Below are 18,381 nucleotides of genomic sequence, written 5' to 3' on the forward strand. Positions count from 1 at the left end.
TGCGGCCCATCATGCGATTCGATCTGACCGACCTGCGGCTCTTTCTCCACGTCGTCGAAGCCGGCAGCCTCACGGCCGGCGCCGGCCGCTCGCACATGACGCTGGCCTCGGCCAGCCAGCGCGTGCGCGGCATGGAAGACGCGCTCGGCACGCCCCTGCTCACCCGCCACGCGCAAGGCGTGCGCCCCACCGAGGCCGGCCGCACGCTGCTGCACCATGCGCGCGTCGTGCTGCAGCAGATGGAGCGGCTGCGCGGCGAACTCGGCGAGTACGGCCAGGGCCTCAAGGGCCACGTGCGCTTCATGTGCGGCACCTCGGCGCTCACCGAGCACCTGCCCGAGGTGCTGAGCCGCTTCCTGGCCGAGCATCCGCGCATCTCGGTCGACCTCGAGGAGCGCGCCAGCCCCGACACCGTGGAGGCCCTGCGCAGCAGCCTGTGCGACATCGGCATCGTCTCCGACGCCATCGACAGCGACGGCCTCGAATGTCACCCTTTCCGCCGCGACGACCTCGTGCTGGTGATGCCGCGCGGCCACGCGCTGGCGAGCCGGCGCCGCGTGCACCTGGCCGAGGTGGTCGACAGCGAGTTCGTCGGCCTGCCCGCCGACAGCGCGCTGCAGCAGCTGATCACCGGGCATGCACGCGCGCTCGCCAGGCACCTGGCCTACCGCGTGCGTGTGCGCAACTTCGAGGCCGTGTGCCGCATGGTCGAGTACGGCATCGGCGTGGGCATCGTGCCGCAGACCGCGGCCGAGCGCTGCGCCCGCTCGATGAAGATCGCGCGCGCCTCGCTGGCCGACCCGTGGGCCGAGCGCACGCTGATGGCCTGCGTGCGCTCGTCGCAAGACCTGCCGCTCAATGCGCGGCGCATGCTCGACTACCTGATCGCACCGCCGCCGGCGGCGGACGCTACGCGCAAGTGACCGGCCGCCCCTGCTGCGCCCGCGCCGCGATGAAGGCCTCGAAGGCTTCGCGACTGGTCTTGCGCGGCACGTAGCCGAACTGGGTCTTCAGCGCGGTGTTCAGCAGCACCGGCCGGTAGCGCAGAAAGTCGAGCTGCTCGGGCCCGTAGCGGCTCACGCCCAGTGCAGAACCCGCGGCCAGCGCCGCCTGCAGCACGCCGGCCGGCCAGGCGATGGCGCGCTTGCCCAGGCGCGCGGCGATCTCGTGGATGGTGAGCGCGCCGTCGCCCGCGAGGTTGTAGCAGCCGGGCGGCGCGCCGCCGAGCGCATGGGCGATGGCGCCGGTCACGTCCTCGTCCCACACGAACACGAAGGGGCTGTCGCTGCCGCGGATGGCGATCAGCCGCTTCTTCTCGAACAGCGCCGTGATCTGGTTGTCGACGCGCTCGCCGAGGATGGTGCCGATGCGCAGCACCGTCTGCGCCAGCGCGGGATGCTGCCTGCGGCAGTCGGCCAGCATCTCTTCCACCTGCCGCTTGTGGTCGGCATAGGCGAACACCGGGTTGCCGCGCAGCGGCTGCGACTCGGTGATCCAGGCCGGGTTGTCCGCGTGGTAGCCGTAGGCCGCGCCACTCGACGACACCACGATGTGCCCCACGCCGCGCGCCACGCAGGCGTCAAGCACGTTGCGCGTGCCGCCCACGTCCACCGAATGCTCGAAGGCGCGGTTCGAGTCCTTGCCGGGCGTGACGATGGACGCGAGGTGCACCACCGTGTCGATCGCGTGTTCGGCGAGCACGTCGGCGATGCCGTCGTCGCGCACGTCCTGCTGCAGGTAGGCCACGCCGGGCCGCCGACGCTCGGCGGGCACTTCGCGCACGTCGAGTGCCACCAGCGTTTCGAACGTGCCTTGCGCGGCCAATGCGGCGAGCACGCTGCGCCCCAGAAACCCGTCACCGCCAGTGACTAACACGCGCCGCGCGGACGCCTTCCAGACCTCGCTCATGGCGTCGCAGGCTTGCGCCCCCACCAGCTCGCCAGCGCCAGGCCCGCGATGATGTCCCAGAAGCCCCACACGCCGGCCACCACGGCCATGCCGCCGAGCCCGCCGAAGAAGCTGAAGATCAGCACCAGCCCGAGCCCCGCGTTGCGGATGCCCACCTCGATGGCCACCGCACGCCGGTCGTAGTCGCCCAGCCCCGAGAGCCGTGCGCACAGGTAGCCGGTGCCGAAGGCCAGCGCGTCGTGGATCACCACGGCCATCAGCACCAGCCCCACGTAGTCGAGAAAGTAGCGCCAGTTGCCCGCGATGGCGCCGACGATGAAGGCGATCAGCGCCATAAAGCTCAGGATGCGCGCCGGCTTCTTGATGCGCGCCGTAAGCCCCGGCAGCTTGTGCGCGCAGGCCACGCCCAGCACGAAGGGAATGCCGATGATCATCACGATGTGGCCCAGCATGTCGAAGGGGTCGAGCGCGATGGTCTTGAGCAGCACCGAGGCCGTGGGATGCAGGCCGCCCCAGAACGCGAAGTTCAGCGGCATCACCACGATCGACAGCGCGTTCGAAATGGCCGTCATCGACACCGACAGCGCCACGTTGCCGCCCGCGCGATGCGTGAGGATCTGCGAGATATTGCCCGGCGGACAGCAGGCCACGAGGATCATCCCCAGCGCGATGCTCGGGCCCGGCTGCAGGATCAGCGTGAGCACGAAGGTCACGGCCGGCAGCACCACGAACTGCGCACCGATGCCCACCGCCATCGCACCGGGCATGCGCGCCACGCGCCTGAAGTCGTCGATGCGCGTGTCCAGCGCAATGCCGAACATCAGAAAGCCCAGCACCACGTTGAGCAGCACCAGCGAGGCCGGGTTGAAGTGCAGGCGGATCTCGTCGACAGGCAGCATGCGGAGAACCTCGTGAAGAAAGACGATCGGTCAGTCAGCCAGTGACGCAGCGGCCTGGCGCACGGCCGCGCGGTAGGTGTCCTTGTGCACGTAGTAGGCCATGCGCTCCAGCTGCAGGTACTTGAAGCCGCCCGACAGGTCGGGCGGCGGCCCCTGCACTGCTGTACGCAGGGCGGCCGCCTTGGGCGAGCCCGTGGCCTGCGCGCGGAAGTAGCGCGCCAGCAGCTCGGCCTGCTCGTAGCGCCCCTGCCAGCCGATGCCGCTGGCCTCGATCATGCCGAGCACGCCCAGCGTCTCGAAGCGCGGCGAGAAGATGTTCAGGTACAGGCGCGGCGCCATGCCCTGCCAGTTGAGCAGCTCGCGGTCGATGAACGGGTAGTGCAGTGCGTAGCCCGTGGCCGTGAGGATCAGGTCGTAGTCGCGCGCGCTGCCGTCCCTGAAATGCACGGTGCGTCCGGCGAGCCGCGCGATGTCGGCGCGCACGCCGATGTCGCCATGGCCCACGTGGTGCAGCACCAGCGAGTTCACCACCGGGTGCGACTCGTACATCTTGTAGTCGGGCTTGGGAAAGCCGAAGCGCACCGGGTCGCCGGTGAACCACTGCAGCACCGTGGCGTCGACCTTCTGCTTGAGCCACGGCGGCAGTGGACGCTTGCCGCCCAGCGTGTCGGCCGGCTTGCCGAACACGTACTTGGGCACGAAGTAGTAGCCGCGCCGCACCGAGATGTCGACGCTGTGCGCGTAGTGCACCGCATCGACCGCGATGTCGCAGCCCGAGTTGCCGGCGCCGACGATCAGCACGCGCTTGTCCTTGAAGAGCTCCGCGTGCTTGTAGCTGCTGGTGTGCAGCAGCTCGCCGTCGAAGTGGCCTTCGAACTGCGGATGCTTGGGCTCCGACAGCGTTCCGTTGGCGATCACCACGCCCTTGTACTCGTCGGTCTCGACCGTGCCGTCGGGCGCCTCGACGCTGATGCGCCAGCGCGTGTCGGGTGCGTCGCTCACCGGCTCCACGCGCAGCACGCGCGTACCGAAGCGGAAGTGCGCGCGCAGGCCGAAGCGGTCGGCAAAGTCGCTGAAGTAGCGGCGCAGCTCGCGGTGGCTCGGGTAGTCGGCCACGGTGTCGGCCATCGGGAATTCGGCGAACTCGGTCGTGCGCTTGCTCGAAATCAGGTGCGCCGAGTGGTAGACCGTGGAGCGCGGGTTGTCGATGTCCCAGAGGCCGCCGACGTCGCTGTGCGCCTCGAAGCCCTGAAACGGAACGCCGAGCTTCTGCAGATTGCGGGCGCCCGCCAGGCCCGAGGGGCCGGCGCCGATGAGGGCGATCTGTTCGTGAGTCGGAACGGCGGTGGCAGAAGGCGTCATCGGCGGGGAGGTTCTTTCTGGGAATTCAGGCCGGGAATGGCGGTGGCACCCGCCTCGCCCACGCGCGGCTTGCGCGGCTGGCCGCGCAACAGGCGGTCATGCAGCGGCGTTGGCAACAGGTCGAGCGCTTTCGACAGCCAGCCGATGCGCTGCGGCAGCACGATCTTTTCGCGCCGGACGGCCAGCCCCGCCAGCAGCTGGCGCGCCGCTGCGTCGGCCTCGAGCAGCCCCGGCATCGCGAAGCGGTTGCCGGCCGTGAGCGCGGTGCGGATGTAGCCCGGGCTCACCGTGTGCACCGTGAGCCCCGTGCCGCGCAGCTCGGCGCGCAGGCTTTCGAGATAGCGGATCAGGCCGCCCTTGCTCGCGCAGTAGGCGCCGTTGCCCGGCATGCCGTGCCAGCCCGCGATGCTGGCCACGCCGACGAGCGCGCCGCGGCCCGCTGCGCGCATCGGCTGCACGAAAGGCTGGAAGGTGGTGGCCGCGCCGAGCAGGTTGATCTCGAGCATGCGGCGGAACACGGCCAGGTCGTCGGCCTCGGCGGTGTCGTAGCCGCCGGCCACGCCCGCGTTGGCGATCACGAGGTCGGGTGGGCCGAAGCGCTGCATCCAGTCGGCCGCCATCGCCTGCATGGCGGGGCCGTCGGACACGTCGGGCGTGTAGGCCTTGCAGCGCCCGTCACCTTGGGCCGCGAGTGCCGCAAGGCGCTCGGTGTCGAGCCCCACCAGCGCCACGCGTGCGCCACCGTCGATCAGCGCCCGCGCCAGCGCCTGCCCCAGGCCGCCGCAGGCACCGGTGAGAACGACATTGCGAAACGGCAAGAGCATGGGCGAGGAAGCGCGCAGGGCGGCGAGTGGCAAAGCGCAGCCACTGTAGCCGCGCCCTGCCACTGCATTCCCCAGCGTTTCCCCTTGTCCCGCGCCCTTGCGGGGCGTTCAGGCGGCTTCAGCGGCGGGAAATTCGATCTGGATCTTCACATCCGTGACGCGCCCGGCCGCAGCCTCCTCGAAGGCGGCGATGCCGTCCTCGAACGCGAAGGTGCGCGAGATGAAAGGCTTCACATCGACCTGCCCCGACGCAATGAGCGCCAGCGCGCGCGGGAAGATGTTGGCGTAGCGGAACACCGACTCGATGCGAGCCTCCTTGGCCTGGATCGCGACGATGTCGAAAGCCACCTTGGCGGCGGGTATGCCCACCAGCACCAGGCAACCGCCGGGGCACAGCAGGTCGAACACGTTGTCGAAGGCGCGCGCGCTGCCGCTGGCTTCGAAGACCACGTTCGCGCCCCAGCCGTCGGTGAGGGCTTGCACGGTGTCGGCGAGGCTGGTGCTGCGCACGTCGACCGTCGTCACCGCCGGGTTGTGGGCGAACAGCGCCAGCTTCTCGGGCACGAGGTCGGCCAGGATCACGCGCGCCGCGCCGCCCGCGAGCGCGGCCAGCGCCGTCATCGCGCCGATGGTGCCGGCGCCGATGACCACCGCCACGTCGCCCGGCTTCAGCGCCGCCTTCTTCGCGGCCTGCAGGCCGATGGCCAGCGGCTCGACGATGGCGCCTTCGCCGAAGCTCACGTTGTCGGGCAGGCGGAAGGTGAAGGCCGCCGGGTGCACCACGTAGGGCGTGAGGCAGCCGTGGATCGGCGGCGTGGCCCAGAAGCGCACGGCAGGGTCGAGGTTGTAGAAGCCTTCGCGCACGGCGCGCGAGTCCATGTCGGGAATGCCGGGCTCCATGCAGACGCGGTCGCCGGGCTTCAGGTGCGTGACTTCGGCGCCCACCTCGGCCACCACGCCCGAGGCCTCGTGGCCGAGGATCATGGGCGCATCGACGACGTAGGGGCCGATGCCGCCGTGCTGGTAGTAGTGAACATCGCTGCCGCACACACCGACGGTGTGCATGCGGATCTTCACGTCGCGCGGGCCGACGTGCAGCGGCAGTTCGACATCGCGCAGCGTGATCTCATGCGCCTTTTCCAGAACCAGTGCTTTCATTGAATCTTTCTGAGAGGGTGATGAAACGGGGCTGCCACTCAGTGCAGCCCGGCGTCTGAGCGCAGCAGCGAGGCGCCCGTCGCCGCGTCGAACAGGTGCACCTGCTGCGCATCGGCAACCACGTGCAGGCGCTCGCCCAGCCGCGGGCTGCCCGCGGAGGGCAGGAGCACAGCGATCTCTTCGTTGCCCTGGCCGATGCTCACGAGCACTTCGTTGCCGAGGTATTCGACGAGCAGCACCTCGCCCGCAAAGCCGCCCTGGCGCCCGCCGTCGGTGTCGATGCGCAGGTGCGCGGGGCGCACGCCCAGCGTCACGCGCTCGCGGCCGTCGAGCGCGAAGCGACGCGCATCCACGCGCACCGAACCGCCGCCGCTGCGCAGCTCGCACCGGCCATCGTCCAGGTAGTTCACCGCCATCTCCATCAGGTTCATCGGCGGCGTGCCGATGAAGCCGGCCACGAAGGCCGAGCGCGGGCGCTCGAAGATTTCCTGCGGCGTGCCGACCTGCTCGATGCGCCCGTCACGCAGCAGCACGATGCGGTCGGCCAGCGTCATGGCCTCGTGCTGGTCGTGCGTGACGTACACCGTGGTGGTCTTCAGCGTCTGGTGCAGCTTCGCGATCTCGATGCGCATGTGGTTGCGCAGCTTGGCGTCGAGGTTCGACAGCGGCTCGTCGAACAGGAACACCTTCGGCGTCTTGATCATGGCGCGCGCAATCGCCACGCGCTGCTGCTGGCCGCCCGACAGCTCGGTGGGCTTGCGCTGCAGGTAGCGCTCCAGGCCCAGCGTGTCCGACACCTCCTTGATGCGGCTGTCGATCTCGGCCTTGGGCACCTTCAGGCGCTTGAGCCCGAACGCGATGTTGTCGCGCACCGTCATGTGCGGGTACAGCGCGTAGTTCTGGAACACCATCGCGATGCCACGCTCCTGCGGCGGCAGGTCGTTCACGCGCTGGCCGCCGATGTGCAGGTCGCCGCCGCTGATGTCTTCCAGGCCCGCGAGCATGCGCAGGATGGTCGACTTGCCGCAGCCCGAGGGGCCGAGGAACACGACGAACTCGTTGTCGGCCACGTCGAGATCGAAGGCGTGGACGACCTGCGTTTCCCCGTAGCGCTTGATGAGGTGGTGACAGCGGATGGCAGACATTTTGGGTTCTGGAGAAAGAGAAGCGTCGGGGTTCATTCAGCCTCCCGCTTGCGCTTGAACGCGGCATTGAGGAAACCGCTGAGCACGCCCACCATGAGCAATGGCGGCAGCGACAGCAGGATGACCGAGGCATTCAGGATGCCCCAGGGCACGTCGCGCCCGAGCTGGCTGAGCTCCGACGCCACGATGGGCAGCGTCTTGGCCTCCGAGGTGGTGAGCATCAGCGCGATGAGGAACTCGTTCCACACCAGCACGAAGCCGAAGGCGATGGCGCCCACCAGCGAGCGTGCGGCAATCGGCAGTGCGATGCGAAAGAAGATCGCGTAGGGTCCGTAGCCGTCGACGCGGCCGGCCTCTTCCACTTCCTTCGGCACCGCCTTGAAGGCCGGGATGGCGAGCCAGATCACGGTCGAGAGCGTGAGCAGCGTGTAGGTGGCGATGAGCGCCACGCGCGAGTCGTACAGCTCCAGCTGAAGCCAGATCACCATGAGCGGAATGGCCACCGCCACCGGCGGCAGGAAGCGCATCGACAGCACGAAGAACTGGATGTCGTTGCCCCAGCGCAGCGGGTAGCGCGCCAGCGCATAGGCGGCAGGCAGGCCCAGCACCGCGCCGATGATCACCGCCGCGCCCGCCACCACGATCGAGTTGACCAGCCCCGCCGCCACGGCCTCGCGGTTCAGCACGTACAGGTAGTTGTCGAGCGTGGGCGTGAAGAAGAACTTCGGCACGGCCGAGACGATGTCGACCCGGTTCTTGAACGAGTTGAGAAAGGTCCACAGCACGGGCACGAGGGCCGAGAGCCCGGCCGCGACGAGTGCCAGCCGCGCCAGCAGCGTTCCGATGGCAAGCTTCTTCATGATGGCTTGGTCCATTTCCAGATGTAGGTGAACGCGACCGTGGAGGCGACCATCATCAGCACCGCCATGCTCGACGCGTACGAGATGCGGCCCGACTCGATGAAGCCCTGCGAGAAGGCGTACATGTCCAGCGTCTCGGTCGAGATGCCGGGGCCGCCGCGCGTCATCACGTAGATGAGGTCGAAGGCACGCAGCGACTCCACCATCTTCACGAAGGCCAGGCTGATGAGCGGCGCCTTCAGCATCGGCAACGCCACGTAGGCATACACCTCCCAGGTCTTCGCGTGGTCCAGCCGCGCGGCCTCGAAGGGCTGCGGCGGCAGGGTTTCGAGCAGCTTCAGCACGATGACGCCGAAGAACAGTCCCCACTGCCACACGTCGACGAAGGCCACCGTGAGCAGCGCCAGCACCGGGTCGGCGAACAGGTCCAGCGGCTCGCCGGTGATCGCCTTGTACGGCCACGTGATGAGGCCGAACAGCGGATGGAAGGCGAACTTCCAGACGAAGGCGGCCGACACGCGCGGCAGCAGCACCGGCACGATGAACAGCATCGACAGCACCTGGCGCCAGCGCGGCGTGGCGCAGCGGTGCATCAGCGTGCCCATGAGCACGGCCAGGGCCATGGTGGCGCTGACGGTCAGCACCTCCCACACCAGCGACACGCGCACCGAGTTCAGAAAGCGCCGGTCGGAGAACAGCTGCACGTAGTTGCTGAACCAGACCCAGGCCGTGTCGGCCTGGCCCAGTTCACGGTCCTGCAGCGAGATGGCGATGGCGAACACCGTCGGCACCAGCGCCAGGACGGCCAGCACGAGCAGCCCCGGCCCGATGAACACGGCCGGCAGCCGTGTGGTGTGGGAACGCATGCTCACTTCTTGCGACGCGCGATCAGCTGCTTGGCGTAGGCGTCGAGTTCGTCGAGCCCGCCCTGGATGTCGGTGCGCGAGCCGGTGATCAGCTCTTCCAGAATGATCCCCCAGCGGTCGCCCAGGTCGGGCCAGGCCGGGTCTTGCCAGAAGTTCACGGCCGTGACCTTGCCGGTGTCGGCCAGCGCCTTGCCCAGGTCGGCGCCGTAGCGCTTGGCAAACGCCGGGCTGCTCAGCACGCTGGTGCGGTTGAGTTCGCCGAACTGGCCTTCCGCCAGGCGGCGCTGCTCGTTCTCCTTGGACGTGGCCCATGCGATGAAGAGGCCCGCGCACTTCTTCGCCTCTTCGGTCTTGTTGGCGCGCGCGCCGATGGCCAGGCCGTGGCCGTAGCCGCCGCCGGTGAGCGGCGTCGGCGGCACGGCGTAGGCGATCTTGCCGACCACGGTCGACATCTTGGGGTCGAGCGCGTTGCCTGCGAGCGGCGTCGACTCGACCAGGATCGCGACCTTGCCGGCCAGGAAGGCGCCGGTGGATTCGTCCCATCCGCCCGTCTTGGTGCCGGGCGCGGAGTACTTGAAGAGATCGAGGTAGGTCTGGGTCGCCTTCACGGCGGCGGGCGAGTTGAAGACCGGCTTGTCGCCGTCGAACCACTGGCCGCCGTAGCCGCGGAAGAACGGCATCCAGCGCCACACGTTGGCACCCGAGCCGCGCTGGCCGCGCAGTGCCACGCCGTAGACGCCGTTGGCAGGGTCGTTGAGCTTCTTCACGGCCGCCACAAACTCGTCGAGCGTGGCCGGCGGCTTGATGCCTGCCTTCTCGAGCAGGTCTTTGCGGTAGACCATGAGGTCGCCGCCACCGGTGAGCGGGGCAAACCAGGTCTGGCCGGCGAAGGTCGCGACCTTCTGGCGGCCGGCGTCGAAGTCGGCGTAGTCGTAGCTGGCCGGGTAGTACGGCGTGAGCGGCACGATCCACTTGGACTGGACGAACTGCGCCACGTTGGCCTCGTCGACGTAGTACACGTGGTACTTGCCGACCGTGGACGCATCGGCGCGCGATTTGGCGCGGCGGTCGTTCTCGTTGAGGTTGTCCACACTGAACGAGGCACCGCTCAGGCGCTTGAACTCGTCCTTGGATTTCTCGAGCAGCGTCAGGCCTTCACGGGGCTGCGACAGGACGCGCACGTCCTCCTTGCAGACCTGCGCCAGCGCGGCGGGCGCCAGCGTGGCCAGCGCGAGGGCGAGGCCGGCCAGACGGTGGGGATGCGGAATCGGCATTTGTGTCTCCTTCGTTGTTCGTGCAAGTTGCCGGCGAAATGCCGGCAAAAGCAGCGAAACGAAGGTTAGGGGGCCGATCCGACGGGCCTCCTACACGCCCACCGGGCATCTGATACTTTGCTGCCAATCCGTCTCGGGGTTTAGCCCAAGAGGCAAGCGCGTATCAGCCAGAGATCAGGCAGCGAGTGGTGTGTGCTGCACGCTGCGCAGGCCGAAACGCTCCTGCGCCTGCTGCCGGTAGGCCGAGGGCGTCATGCCCTTGAGCTGCAGGAAGCGGCGGTTGAAGTTCGCGAGATTCGAGAAACCGACCTCGTAGCAGATGTCGCTCACCAGCCGGTCGGACACCTGCAGCATCTCACAGGCCTTGGTGATGCGCAGCCGCGTGACGAAGTCGGTGAAGGTGCTGCCCATGTGCTTGTGGAAGTAGCGCGAGAAGCTGCTTTCGGCCATGTTGGCGATGGCCGACACGGCGGGCAGCGACAGCTCTTCGGACAGGTGCGCATGCAGGTGGTCAAGCACGCGACGCATGCGGGTGTTGGCCGTCGGGTCCTCGTCAGTCGGGTCGGCATTGCTCGAGATCTGGCGCCAGTCGCTCCAGTTGGCGAGCTCGTGCAGCAGGCCGATGAACTCCGACAGCCGCGCCATGCCCTCCTGCTTCTGCACCCGCGCGAAGCGCTCGCGCACGAGGTCGCCGATGCCGAAGAACTCGATGCCCAGCTTCGCGCGGTCGAGCATCGGCAGCACCGTCTCCAGTTCGGGGAACAGGTCCACGCCCTTGCGCAGGGGTTCGTCGCGGAAGTGGATCACCATGCTGCGGTCGGCCACGCCCTCGGGCGGCACGTCGTGCGAGATCCAGGTATGGGGCAGCCGCCCACCCACCAGGGCCACGTAGCCGGGCTCGAAATGGCCGATGTGGTTGCCGACGAAGGCGTCACCGCTGGTGCGGTTGATGCACTGCAGCTCGTACTCGTCGTGGTAGTGCCAGCAGTCGAAGGGCCACGGCACACCGTGCTGCAGGCAGCGCACCGAGCTGCTGCCCGCCGGCTCGAAGCCCAGGCGCGGGTCGCGCAAGAGTTCGTGTTCGAGGGCCGGCTTGCGCACGGCGCTGTGTTTGCTCATTTCCTGTCCCCCCTGTCTTTGAAATTGGAGGTCGTCGAGCCAGCGCCGCAGCCGGAGCGGCGCCTCTCAGGCGCCGGCCACCTTCATGCGGTTGACCAGGATCGACCCCGTGGTTTTTGCGCCGAAAGTGTAAGCATCTGCGCCAATCGCTTCAATTCCCATCAGCATGTCGCGCAAATTGCCCGCAATCGTGATCTCCTGCACGGGGAAGGCGATGCGGCCTTTTTCCACCCAGAAACCGCTGGCGCCGCGCGAATAGTCGCCGGTCACGTAGTTCACGCCCTGCCCCATCAGCTCGATGACGAACAGGCCGGTGCCGAGCTTGGCCAGCATGGCGTCGAGGTCGTCGCCGTGCTTCGTGAGGCGCGAGCTCAGCGTCAGGTTGTGCGAGCCGCCGGCATTGCCGGTGGTCTTCATGCCCAACTTGCGCGCCGAGTAGGTCGAGAGAAAGTAGCCTTCGAGGCGGCCGGCATCGACCACCTTGCGTGCGCGGGTGATCACGCCTTCGTCGTCGAAGGGCGAGCTGCCCTTGCCGCGCATCACGTGCGGGTCTTCGGCAATGTCGACGTGCTTGGGCAGCACGGGCTTTCCCAGCGAATCGAGCAGGAAGGTGCTCTTGCGGTACAGCGCCCCGCCGCTCACGGCCTGCACCAGCCCGCCCAGCAGGCCCACGGCCAGCGGCGACTCGAACAGCACCGGGCATTCGGTGGTCTTGATCTTGCGCGACTTCAGGCGGCTCAGCGCGCGCTCGGCGGCGTAGCGGCCCACGGCCTGCGGGCTGGCGAGTTCGTCGGCCGAGCGCATCGAGCTGTACCAGGCGTCGCGCTGCATGCCGTCGCCCTTGCCGGCGATGGGCGCCACCGAAATCGAGTGCCGCGAACTGGCGTAGCCGCCGCGAAAGCCGTGCGTGTGGGCGCTGAAGAAGTGGCTCTGCTGCGCCGAGACGCCGGCGCCTTCGCTGTTGGTGATGCGCTTGTCGGTCGACAGCGCGGCCGCCTCGCACTCCAGCGCCATGGCCGCGGCCTGCTCGCTGGTCACGTCCCAGGGATGGAACAGGTCGAGCTCGGGGTGGACCTTGGAAATGTCTGCCTCGTCGGGCAGGCCGCTCACCGGGTCTTCGGCCGTGAAGCGGGCGATGTCGTAGGCGGCTGCGGCGGTCTGCTGGATGGCCGCCTCGGAGAAGTCGGAGGTGCTGGCGTTGCCGCGGCGGTGGCCCACGTAGACCGTGATGCCCAGCGACTTGTCGCGGTTGCGCTCGACGTTCTCGAGCTCGCCCTTGCGCACCGAGACGCTCAGGCCGCAGCCCTCGGAGGCCTCGGCGCCGGCGTCGGTGGCCCCGAGCTTTTTGGCGTGCGCCAGGGCCGAATCGACCAGGTTTTCGAAGAAGGAGCGGCTGTAGGCGAAGCCAGAATCGGCGCGCGAGGAGGATGTCGTCATGTGGTGGCTATGATACTTGCGCCCCCTGTTTCACGTTTTCCCTTCCGCGCCCCCTGTGCGCGTTGCAGCGCCGCACGGCGCAGCCCAGAATCCACCCCATGTCCCGCAAACCCAAAAAAGGCTATTTCGTCCGTGGCCACTTCGTTGCCGAAGGCAGCGAACTCGACCTGGAGCTCAAGCGCGAGCTCAAGGGCGGCACCGACGAAGCCAGCCGCACCGAACTCAAGCGCGAGAGCGCCGAACTGCAGAAACTGGGCGAAGAATTGCTCACCCTGCGTGCCGGCCTGTTCGACGCCCTCCCGCTGAGCGAGAAACTGGTCGATGCCATCGCCGAGGCGAAACGCATCACCAATTTCGAGGGCAAACGCCGCCAGATGCAGTTCATCGGCAAACTGATGCGCGCCCTCGACCCCGAGGTGCTCGAGGCCGTGAAGCAGGCGCTGACCGAGCAGAACACCGTGCCGGCCGCCGAAGCCGCCGCGCTGCACGAGGCCGAACGCTGGCGCGAACGCCTGATCGCCGACGACGACGCCCTCGGCGGCTGGATCGAAACCCACCCCGCCACCGACTCGCAGCAGCTGCGCGCCCTCGTGCGCCAGGCCCGCAAGGACCTGAAGTCCGGCCCCGCCGGCGAAGCGCCGCGCCAGGGCAAGGCCTACCGCGAGATCTTCCAGCTCGTGCGTGCGCAACTGGCGGTGCACGGCGGCGACGACCACGCCGAAGCGGCTGCGGCGCAGGACCGGGAAGAAGACGCATGAGCGAGGCTGGCTTCGACGCGGTGCGCATCGGCATCGTCTCCATCAGCGACCGCGCCTCCAGCGGCACCTACGAAGACAAGGGCCTGCCCGCGCTCAAGGACTGGCTGGGCCGGGCGCTGAAGAACCCCATTGAGTTCGAAGCCCGCCTGATCCCCGACGAGACTGCGCGCATCAGCGCCACGCTCATCGAGCTGGTCGATGCCGGCTGCTCGCTCGTGCTCACCACCGGCGGCACCGGCCCCGCGCTGCGCGACGTCACGCCCGAGGCCACGCTGGCCGTGGCCCACAAGGAAATGCCCGGCTTCGGCGAGCAGATGCGCCAGATCAGCCTGCGCTTCGTGCCGACCGCCATCCTCTCGCGGCAGGTGGCCGTCATCCGCGACCAGAGCCTGATCATCAACCTGCCGGGCCAGCCCAAGTCGATCGCCGAGACGCTCGAAGGGCTGAAGGACGCCGACGGCACGCAGATCGTGCCCGGCATCTTCGCCGCCGTGCCCTACTGCATCGACCTGATCGGCGGGCCGTACCTCGAGACCGACGACACGGTCTGCAAGGCCTTCCGGCCCAAGTCGGCCGTTCGCGCCGCACGCTGAGGCGCAGGCCCCCCGGGCCTGCCTGCCGCCGGTTCTCGCGCGGCGGCATTCACCACCGAAGACACATCTTCCTTCGCCGATGCGCGAGGGGCGCGCTCGCGTCCGCATCGCCCACCCCAGCTTTTATCGGACCCGTCCGATGGTTCCGCTCCCCTGTTCTTCCTAGAGTTCCTGACGCCCGGGCCGCCGGATCGAACAGCGTGAATTCGCTGCCCGATCCGATCTTTCTTTCCCTTTTCAGAGCATAGGAACTGCATGGCATCCAACAAGGCAAACGTCTTCATCGACAACCAGAGCGTCGATCAGACGGCAAGCGCACGGGTCTTCGCACCACAGCCGCCCTCCATGGACAGCGTCATCGACGACGCAGGCGACATCATGGGCTCCCTCGCCTCCGGCGGCGTCACCGACGACCGCCAACCCGAGTTCCAGGGCCGAGGCACGCCGGGCGACACCATCCTCATCAAGGACCACGGCGTGGAAATCGGCCAGGCCGTCGTGGACGAAGACGGCCAATGGGGCTTCACGCCATCGAGCGACATGAGCGAGGGCCATCACGCCATCACCATCGTGGCGCGCGACCCCGCCGGCAGCGAGAGCGAGCCTTCGGGCCCGTTCAATTTCGAGATCGACGTCACGCCACCCAACGCCAGCAAGCTGGCCATCACCGGCGTCCTCGACACCGCAGGCGGCATCACCGGCAACGTGGCCGCCGGCAAGACCACCGACGACACGCGCCCGCTGCTCACCGGCACGAGCACCGGCCAGCCCGGCCACACCGTCACGGTGATGGTCAGAGACAGCACCGGCACCCATGCGCTGGGTGAAGCCGTCGTCGGCGACAACGGCCAGTGGTCGCTGCAGGTCATATCGCCGCTGGCCGCGGGCCTGAATACCTTCACGCTCGTGGAGAAGGACGCGGCGGGCAACGAGACCGCGCCGACGGGGCGCTACCAGGTGACCATCGACACCAGCAAGCCGGCGCCCCCGGTGATCGAGCACGTCTACGACGACGTGGGCATGCCCCACATGCTGGCCCCCGGCGAGGTCACCAACGACGCCCGGCCGACCCTGCACGGCACGGCCCAGCCCGGCCATACCGTGACGTTCCACGACGGCACCACCCTCCTGGGCACCACCCAGACCGGCGCCGACGGCACCTGGGCGTTCACACCCAAAGACAACCTGAGCGAGGGTGCGCACCACATCACCGCCACGGCCACCGGCCCGGTGGGCCAGACCGGCGACGCGAGCAGCGGCTGGCACTTCGAGGTCGACACCCTGGCGCCCACGCAGACCCCCACCGTCTCGGGCATCGGCAAGGACAGCGGCATGGACGCCGACGACCACACCACCAACGACGGCAGCGCGGGGCGCCTGATGACGGGCCGCCTGAGCGCATCGCTCGCAGCCGGCGAGACCCTGCAGGTGTCCACCGACGGCGGCCAGACCTGGAAGACCGCCTTCGTGAACGGCACGCAATGGAGCGCCCAGGACGACCACAGCCATGCGGGCGACTGGACCGTGCAGACGCGCGTGGTGGACCTGGCCGGCAACGTGGGCCCGGTGAGCTCGCAGGCGGTGACCCTGGACACCGCCACGCCGCACGCGCCCACCGCGGTCGTGCTGGGCAACGGGCAAGTGACCGTGAGCTTCGACAAGACCGCGGTGTCGCCGGGCGACCGGATTCACCTGCTCAACGGCAACCAGAACGTGGACTACCTGTTGACGGCGGCAGACATGGCGGCAGGCCAGGCCACCGTGGCGGTGGGCGACGTTTCGCTGAACCTGGCCGCGGCGGTGGTCAGCGCCACGGGCAATCATTCGCTCTACCTGGTGATCCGGTCGAACACCGACCGGGAAGACTTCGATGCCGGTGAGACCGTCGAACTTGCGCCGGGTCAAACAGCCGACGCCGGCGTGCTGCTGCTGACCAGACAAGACGCGGCGGCCGACGCTTCTTCTTCGAACAACGGCATCTTCGACAGCGCCTCCCCCGACCACGGGCAGGCGTGGCACATCAGCGGCACCACAAGCGCTTCACTGAAGGGCAACACCTACAACGCCATCGAGTTCGACTGGCGGCACTCCCAGACCACGCAATCGGTCACCTTCTACGACGCATCGGGCAAGGCCATCTTCGAAGGCACCTTCGGAAAAGACCACAGCCTTCCGGCCGATGGACACGCGAAATTCATCATGCCCGAAGGGCTTTCCTTTGCCTCTTTCGACAGCGATTGGACCGTGCAGACACGCGTGGTGGACGAGGCGGGCGCTGCGGGGCCGGTCGCGTCACAGACGATGGCGCTGGATACCGTCGCGCCCACGGCGCCGACTTTCTTTTCCGCAATCGATAAAAAACTAGAAATCTCCTTCGACAAAACCGACAAGGCAATCGGAGATCGAATTCATGTAATTCAAGGAGGCAATGAATTTTTCCATTCCCTGACAGCCTCCGACATTGCCGAAGGAAAAGTCCAATTAGAATTGAATTTTTCCATCGACTCTTCAATTTCCATTGGAATGATTGACAAGGCGGGAAATTCAAGTCCTCATGTAAAAAAATCGATTGAAAATATTGAAAATTTTTTGCCAGGTAGCGCTCCATGGGGCGAGATGCAATCAGGCGACAAAATCAATCAACTCACCATCCTTCAGCCTGCCAGCGGGGCGACACATCTTCACAAAGAAGAGGGAAAAGTCTCTCTACATCTAGGCGGAGGTGAAAACACTTCCGCAAAAATAAAACTACCCCCAAACACAAAAGATTTTCTAATCAATCTCTCCTATGATTTTGGAGTTTATACCGGCACACGCCTCAAGGCGTATTCAGAAAATGGTACCTTTTTAGGCGAGATTCCATTGCAAAAAAGCAGCACAAACAGTTGGTCATGGAGGACATACGGATTTGAAGCACCAAGCGGAGAGGAGATCGATCATATTGAATTTATCTTTGGCGCGGATGCTTTTGGCTCCCTGTATGGCGTCATGATTGATTGGTTGAGTTGGAATAATTTCTCGAACACTCCGGTATCGCAAGATCAAACTCTTATCGCTGGATCTGCCAAAGATATGCATGGAGGAAACGAAGACACGATGTTCAACATTCAAGATGCACGTGACCTGAGCAAGTCAAGGATCTTCGGCAATGAAGGGATGGATACCCTCAAACTGACAGGTGCCAACCAGACGCTGGACCTGACCGCGCTCGCGGGCAAGGTCAGCTCGGTTGAAGTCATCGACCTCACCGGCACGGGCAACAACACGCTCAAGCTGTCGCTGGCCGACGTGATGAACAACGGCGCCAAGGACCAGTTCGTGGCCGACGGCCGCGTGCAGATGATGGTCAAGGGCAATGCAGGTGATTCGGTGACGCTGTCCGACGTACTGCCCAACGGCACCGATCCGGGCGACTGGGTCAAGAAGGCCAACGTCACGGTGGGTGGCGTGGTCTACGAGGTGTACCAGCACTCGGGCTTCGACGCGGAACTGCTGGTGCAGCAGGGCGTGACCGTCACGCTGCAGAACGCAGGGGCCGGCACGTTCCACATCGAGCCGGAAGTCGAAGCCTACGTGGTCGATCACGCAACGCAGGCCTACACCGACGGCAACGACACGATCATCGCCAAGCTCGGCTTCGCCGATCGACTCGAAGGCGGTGCCGGCAACGACATCTTCACGAATGTCGGTACGGGCGACGTGGTCCATGGTGGCTCGGGCGACGACGTCATCCGCATCAACAGCGGCGACTTCGCACGCGTCGACGGCGGTTTGGGCATCGACACCCTTGTCATGGACGGCAAGGCCATGCACATCGACCTGTCTGCGCTCGGCGCGAAGGTGCAGGGCTTCGAGAAGTTCGACCTGGGTGCCGGCGGCAACACGCTGGCCCTGCACGCCAGCGACGTGCTCGCCGGTGGCATGCGTGACATGGTCACGGCCGACGGCAAGGTGCAGATGCTGGTCAACGGCGCCAACGGTGATGTGAACCTGCTCGGCGGCAACGACGGCTGGACCCAGGGCAATGCAGCCACGGTCGGCGGCGTGACCTACAGCGTCTACACCAACCTCGCCGGTACCGCCGAGCTGCTGGTCGAGGACAAGGTCCACGTGACCATCCTCTAAGCCTGCAGGCAGGCCACGCGGCGCCCCACCGGCGCCGCCCCCGACGCGACAGT

Annotated in this window: 15 protein-coding genes; 4 read left to right on the forward strand and 11 right to left on the reverse strand. The window is 67.1% G+C overall.

What is annotated here, in order from left to right; genetic code table 11:
- Nucleotides 1-11: 11 nt before the first annotated feature.
- On the forward strand, nt 12-923 hold the full coding sequence (locus AC07OH_RS12715) for a LysR family transcriptional regulator (RefSeq protein ID WP_495300889.1): 912 nt from the start codon (nt 12-14) through the stop codon (nt 921-923).
- Here AC07OH_RS12715 and AC07OH_RS12720 read toward each other — a convergent pair.
- The 11 genes from AC07OH_RS12720 to pmbA form a co-directional block, all read right to left on the reverse strand.
- Complete coding sequence (locus AC07OH_RS12720) at nt 910-1,908, reverse strand: SDR family oxidoreductase (protein ID WP_495300890.1); 999 nt, start codon at nt 1,906-1,908, stop codon at nt 910-912. The two genes, AC07OH_RS12715 and AC07OH_RS12720, sit on opposite strands and share 14 nt — an antisense overlap.
- Entirely contained in the window at nt 1,905-2,807 is a 903-nt protein-coding gene (locus AC07OH_RS12725; protein ID WP_495300891.1) for a bile acid:sodium symporter family protein, read from the reverse strand. Before AC07OH_RS12725 ends, AC07OH_RS12720 begins: the two co-directional genes overlap by 4 nt.
- Before the next feature lie 30 nt (nt 2,808-2,837).
- Nucleotides 2,838-4,169 carry a flavin-containing monooxygenase gene (locus AC07OH_RS12730; RefSeq protein WP_495300892.1) on the reverse strand — a complete coding sequence of 444 codons (1,332 nt, stop codon included), beginning with the start codon at nt 4,167-4,169 and terminating at the stop codon, nt 2,838-2,840.
- Nucleotides 4,166-4,993 carry an SDR family oxidoreductase gene (locus tag AC07OH_RS12735; protein WP_495300893.1) on the reverse strand — a complete coding sequence of 276 codons (828 nt, stop codon included), beginning with the start codon at nt 4,991-4,993 and terminating at the stop codon, nt 4,166-4,168. Before AC07OH_RS12735 ends, AC07OH_RS12730 begins: the two co-directional genes overlap by 4 nt.
- Nucleotides 4,994-5,101: 108 nt before the next feature.
- Nucleotides 5,102-6,151, reverse strand: coding sequence for an NAD(P)-dependent alcohol dehydrogenase (locus AC07OH_RS12740; protein ID WP_062476499.1), 1,050 nt, complete (start codon nt 6,149-6,151; stop codon nt 5,102-5,104).
- 38 nt (nt 6,152-6,189) lie between these two features.
- Nucleotides 6,190-7,296 (reverse strand): ABC transporter ATP-binding protein, encoded by a 1,107-nt coding sequence (locus AC07OH_RS12745; protein ID WP_495300894.1) that lies wholly within the window; start codon nt 7,294-7,296, stop codon nt 6,190-6,192.
- Nucleotides 7,297-7,328: 32 nt separating this feature from the next.
- Nucleotides 7,329-8,141 (reverse strand): carbohydrate ABC transporter permease, encoded by an 813-nt coding sequence (locus AC07OH_RS12750; protein WP_492682893.1) that lies wholly within the window; start codon nt 8,139-8,141, stop codon nt 7,329-7,331.
- A gap of 11 nt (nt 8,142-8,152) precedes the next feature.
- Nucleotides 8,153-9,022, reverse strand: coding sequence for a carbohydrate ABC transporter permease (locus AC07OH_RS12755; RefSeq protein ID WP_307588960.1), 870 nt, complete (start codon nt 9,020-9,022; stop codon nt 8,153-8,155).
- 2 nt (nt 9,023-9,024) lie between these two features.
- Nucleotides 9,025-10,296, reverse strand: coding sequence for an ABC transporter substrate-binding protein (locus AC07OH_RS12760; RefSeq protein WP_495300895.1), 1,272 nt, complete (start codon nt 10,294-10,296; stop codon nt 9,025-9,027).
- A 174-nt stretch (nt 10,297-10,470) separates the two neighbouring features.
- Nucleotides 10,471-11,415 carry a cupin domain-containing protein gene (locus AC07OH_RS12765; protein WP_495300896.1) on the reverse strand — a complete coding sequence of 315 codons (945 nt, stop codon included), beginning with the start codon at nt 11,413-11,415 and terminating at the stop codon, nt 10,471-10,473.
- 66 nt (nt 11,416-11,481) lie between these two features.
- Nucleotides 11,482-12,852 carry a metalloprotease PmbA gene (gene pmbA, locus AC07OH_RS12770; protein WP_495300897.1) on the reverse strand — a complete coding sequence of 457 codons (1,371 nt, stop codon included), beginning with the start codon at nt 12,850-12,852 and terminating at the stop codon, nt 11,482-11,484.
- Nucleotides 12,853-12,950: 98 nt separating this feature from the next.
- On the opposite strand from pmbA, the gene yjgA reads away from it, so the two are divergent.
- The 3 genes from yjgA to AC07OH_RS12785 all read left to right on the forward strand — a co-directional run bounded on the left by yjgA (nt 12,951) and on the right by AC07OH_RS12785 (nt 18,328).
- A complete protein-coding gene (gene yjgA, locus AC07OH_RS12775) occupies nt 12,951-13,610 on the forward strand; it encodes a ribosome biogenesis factor YjgA (protein WP_062476481.1) in 660 nt (219 codons plus the stop codon).
- Nucleotides 13,607-14,203 (forward strand): molybdopterin adenylyltransferase, encoded by a 597-nt coding sequence (gene mog / locus AC07OH_RS12780; RefSeq protein ID WP_495300898.1) that lies wholly within the window; start codon nt 13,607-13,609, stop codon nt 14,201-14,203. Before yjgA ends, mog begins: the two co-directional genes overlap by 4 nt.
- A gap of 255 nt (nt 14,204-14,458) precedes the next feature.
- Complete coding sequence (locus tag AC07OH_RS12785; RefSeq protein WP_495300899.1) at nt 14,459-18,328, forward strand: Ig-like domain-containing protein; 3,870 nt, start codon at nt 14,459-14,461, stop codon at nt 18,326-18,328.
- Nucleotides 18,329-18,381 lie beyond the last annotated feature (53 nt).

It is taken from the genome of Variovorax sp. GW821-FHT10C12 (genome assembly GCF_059415405.1).

Coding starts and splice junctions, on each gene's coding strand:
- AC07OH_RS12715 (WP_495300889.1), top strand. CDS start 12: ATGCGATTCGATCTGACCGACCTGCGGCTCTTTCTCCACGTCGTCGAA.
- AC07OH_RS12720 (WP_495300890.1), bottom strand. CDS start 1,908: ATGAGCGAGGTCTGGAAGGCGTCCGCGCGGCGCGTGTTAGTCACTGGC.
- AC07OH_RS12725 (WP_495300891.1), bottom strand. CDS start 2,807: ATGCTGCCTGTCGACGAGATCCGCCTGCACTTCAACCCGGCCTCGCTG.
- AC07OH_RS12730 (WP_495300892.1), bottom strand. CDS start 4,169: ATGACGCCTTCTGCCACCGCCGTTCCGACTCACGAACAGATCGCCCTC.
- AC07OH_RS12735 (WP_495300893.1), bottom strand. CDS start 4,993: ATGCTCTTGCCGTTTCGCAATGTCGTTCTCACCGGTGCCTGCGGCGGC.
- AC07OH_RS12740 (WP_062476499.1), bottom strand. CDS start 6,151: ATGAAAGCACTGGTTCTGGAAAAGGCGCATGAGATCACGCTGCGCGAT.
- AC07OH_RS12745 (WP_495300894.1), bottom strand. CDS start 7,296: ATGTCTGCCATCCGCTGTCACCACCTCATCAAGCGCTACGGGGAAACG.
- AC07OH_RS12755 (WP_307588960.1), bottom strand. CDS start 9,022: ATGCGTTCCCACACCACACGGCTGCCGGCCGTGTTCATCGGGCCGGGG.
- AC07OH_RS12760 (WP_495300895.1), bottom strand. CDS start 10,296: ATGCCGATTCCGCATCCCCACCGTCTGGCCGGCCTCGCCCTCGCGCTG.
- AC07OH_RS12765 (WP_495300896.1), bottom strand. CDS start 11,415: ATGAGCAAACACAGCGCCGTGCGCAAGCCGGCCCTCGAACACGAACTC.
- pmbA (WP_495300897.1), bottom strand. CDS start 12,852: ATGACGACATCCTCCTCGCGCGCCGATTCTGGCTTCGCCTACAGCCGC.
- yjgA (WP_062476481.1), top strand. CDS start 12,951: ATGTCCCGCAAACCCAAAAAAGGCTATTTCGTCCGTGGCCACTTCGTT.
- mog (WP_495300898.1), top strand. CDS start 13,607: ATGAGCGAGGCTGGCTTCGACGCGGTGCGCATCGGCATCGTCTCCATC.
- AC07OH_RS12785 (WP_495300899.1), top strand. CDS start 14,459: ATGGCATCCAACAAGGCAAACGTCTTCATCGACAACCAGAGCGTCGAT.